The 2,925-nt window shown below is 58.4% G+C and carries 4 protein-coding genes; 1 reads left to right on the top strand and 3 read right to left on the bottom strand.

Annotated elements, in window-relative coordinates; translation table 11 throughout:
• Positions 1-354 precede the first annotated feature (354 nt).
• Both HPY90_RS15690 and HPY90_RS15695 read right to left on the bottom strand, forming a co-directional pair.
• Entirely contained in the window at positions 355-588 is a 234-nt protein-coding gene (locus HPY90_RS15690; protein WP_287195893.1) for a DUF502 domain-containing protein, read from the bottom strand.
• A gap of 98 nt (positions 589-686) precedes the next feature.
• Positions 687-1,976 (bottom strand): ArsB/NhaD family transporter, encoded by a 1,290-nt coding sequence (locus tag HPY90_RS15695; protein WP_287195895.1) that lies wholly within the window; start codon positions 1,974-1,976, stop codon positions 687-689.
• 155 nt (positions 1,977-2,131) lie between these two features.
• Here HPY90_RS15695 and HPY90_RS15700 point away from each other — a divergent pair, with 155 nt between their 5' ends.
• Positions 2,132-2,611, top strand: coding sequence for a hypothetical protein (locus HPY90_RS15700; protein ID WP_287195897.1), 480 nt, complete (start codon positions 2,132-2,134; stop codon positions 2,609-2,611).
• 13 nt (positions 2,612-2,624) lie between these two features.
• Here the strand turns inward: HPY90_RS15700 and HPY90_RS15705 are convergent.
• Positions 2,625-2,925, bottom strand: a 301-nt coding sequence (locus HPY90_RS15705; RefSeq protein ID WP_287195899.1) for a hypothetical protein, incomplete at its 5' end; no start/stop codon positions are given.

Genomic DNA, 2,925 nt, shown 5'->3' on the forward strand with positions numbered 1-2,925 from the left:
ACGTTACGGCGGACGTCATGCTCCTCCAACCTCGCGAAACCGTTCAGCAGGATAACCCGCGAAGTCCCGTAGAGGATCACGATCAAACCAGCGAGAGTTAGGCCAATTATGCTCAGGGTCCTGTTTCACAGCCTCATAGTCTTGCCTTCCAGGGGCTCGCACGGGTTCAGTGTTCCCTGACGCGGGTTCGGTCTTCAGTTGGCCTAAACGCGGGTGAACTCTCCGGAAAGCGATGTGCTCGGACAGGCTGCCAGAATACCCCACCACGCGTCGTGGTTGTCATTAAGTCAAGCTTACCTACCCGTGCCCCCACACAGGGGTCCTGCTTGTGCCGCGGAACAGGCCGCCGCCGATCTAGAGCAACCGCCTGCCAACTAAGTTGGTTGCGAATGCACCGACTCCCAGGATGAGCAGCACTGTCAGCGCAAAGCCCAGCCCAGGTATCGGATGGCCGACGACGGAGTGGACCACCGGGCCCAAAATGACGTCCACTACCCCGAACACGACCCGGACCGTGTACACCGTACCGATTATCGGAAGGAGTACGATGAGCCCTGTTAGGAAATAGTTTCTAAGCGTTCCGAGCATAGCCTGACCTCCTCCAGGTTAGGATCATTCCGGATTGCATGAGTCAGGAGCCGCATGCTTCGAAGGCGCCCGACCGCCCAGGTCAGGCGCCTGACCTGTCAGATTCTGCCCCACACAAGCCACAGGAAGGCGTAGGCGGTGCCGACCGCTACGAGCGTGAACGGCAGCCCTATTGAGACGAACTGCCAGAAAGTGGGCTTGTACCCGTTCTTGCGGAGGATGCCCATGGCCACCACGTTGGCGGAGGCGCCTATCGGCGTAATGTTACCTCCAACGCTCGCCCCCACGAGCAGCCCGAAGAGCAAGGCCCACGGCTGCATACCGAGGTTGGCAGCTACCTTTTGAGCCACCGGGATCATGGCCAGGGTGTAGGGGATATTGTCCACAAACCCGGACACGAGAACCGATATCCACACGATCGCGCTGAAGGCCAGGAACACGTTGTTGCCGGTGACGTTCAAAATCGCGCGGGCTATCACGTCTACCAGGCCTACCACAGAGAAGCTTCCGATGAGTATGAACAACCCCATCAACAGGAGCAGAGTGTTCCAATCCAACCTCGCCAGGAACCTCGGAAACTTGACATCCTTTCGATGGAACCGGTACCAGACTAGTGCAGGAGCTGCGAACGCGAGGCATATCGCGCCCACGGTGTAAGGCGGCTTGTTTACGAAGAACGAGGAGACCGCCAGGGTCACGATGAGCGCTATGAGCAGGTAGGTCGGCACCCAGGTCCTCACCTCGGTTTGCCTGATGCCCGCCGGCGGCTGGCCGTACTTCTTGAACACCAGGTACAGCACCAAGCCGGAAGTGAGCGCTCCGAGCTCGACTGCGAAGAAGATGCCCGGGCGACCCTTCATCCAAAAGAAATCCATGAAGTTCATGCCCGAAGACATGGCCAGGATGATGCTGGGCGAATCCCCGATCATGGTGGCCGTTCCCTGTAGGTTGGCCGATATCGCGATCCCGACCAGAAACGGAATGGGGGAGATGTCTAGCCTTCGCGCTACCTCGAGCGCGACCGGAGCCACGATCAGCACCGTCGCCACGTTTTCGACGAAGGCGGAGATGAAACCCGACAGAAAACAAACTGAGAGCACAGCGCCTGCCACCGTCCTGGAACGCGACATGAGCCTCTGAGCTAGAAAGGCCGGCGCTTCTGAAGCGATGAAGAGTTCAGAGAGAACCATCATGCCGATTATGATGCCTATGGCGTTGAAGCTGAGCGATCGGATCGCTTGCTCAGGGGTAATCACGCGTAGCAAGAGCAGGACGGCGACCCCGGACCAGGCCACGTACACAGGGTGGCCCTTACGGATCACGAGGAGTATGCAACAGATGAGAAAGATGCCGAGCGTCAGCCACTGGGCAGGTGTGATTGCAGGCAAAGATGACACTCCTTTCAATAGGTCCGGCCCCATACGAGCCACAGGGCCGCGTATGCCGTGCTGACTGCTGGAAGCGTGAACGGCAGCCGTATCAACAGGAGCAGGGTGCTCCAATCCAGCCTCGCGAGGAACCTCGGAAAGCTGACATCCTTGCGATGGAACCGGTACCACACCAGTGCGGCAACCGCGAACCCGAGACTTATTGCCCCCACGGTATACGAAGGAGGCAAGCGCTCCAAGTTCGACCGCGAAGAAGATGCCCAGCCGGGCCTTTCATCCAAGAGAAGTCCATGAAGCTCATCCCGGAGGACGTGGCCAGGGTGATGCTGGGCGAATCTCCGATCATGGTGGCCGCACGTTGTACGTTGGCTGACACCGCAACTCCGAATCAGAAACGGAACGGGGGAATGTTTGGCTTTAGCGACACCCCGAGGGCGACCGGGGCGATGATCAGAACGGTTGCTACGTTCTCCACGAATACCGAAATCAACCCCGACAGAGCGCTCACCGAGAGCAGTTCCCGAGTAAAGCGTTCCTTTATGATCGAGAAGCCATACCGATCCGGGCCGTTCGACAGAAAAGACCTTCGACCTTTAAGCCAGGAAGGCCTACAGGTCGAAGGTCTCGTTGCGTAGGTTTGATAACCCGCTAGCAGAGCCGGAAGGTACCCCCGTCGTGTTGACGGCCCTGCACCCGCGCTGAAAGCCAGGCACGGGCAACTACTCCCCTTCTGATCGGACGAAAAACCCAAGCTTTTATTTTAGCACTGTGCCTCGAGCGTGTCAATGCGTGGATCTGGGCCTGACTCGGTTTGTGATATAGGCTCCCAGCTTTCTGCCAGCCGCCAGCTAGACCCGATCCCCTGACATTGATGCCACGATCGAGCGCCGCGAAATTTGTTGCGAGTTCCCAGGCCTTTCCAGAGGTACTCTCTCTTCGATGTAGAATA

The sequence above is a fragment of the Syntrophothermus sp. genome (assembly GCF_013314835.1).
GTDB classification, from domain to species: domain Bacteria; phylum Bacillota; class Syntrophomonadia; order Syntrophomonadales; family Syntrophothermaceae; genus Syntrophothermus; species Syntrophothermus lipocalidus.

Excerpts from the sequence above, each read along its gene's own strand:
- HPY90_RS15690 (WP_287195893.1), bottom strand. The coding sequence starts at position 588 with ATGCTCGGAACGCTTAGAAACTATTTCCTAACAGGGCTCATCGTACTC.
- HPY90_RS15700 (WP_287195897.1), top strand. The coding sequence starts at position 2,132 with ATGGAACCGGTACCACACCAGTGCGGCAACCGCGAACCCGAGACTTAT.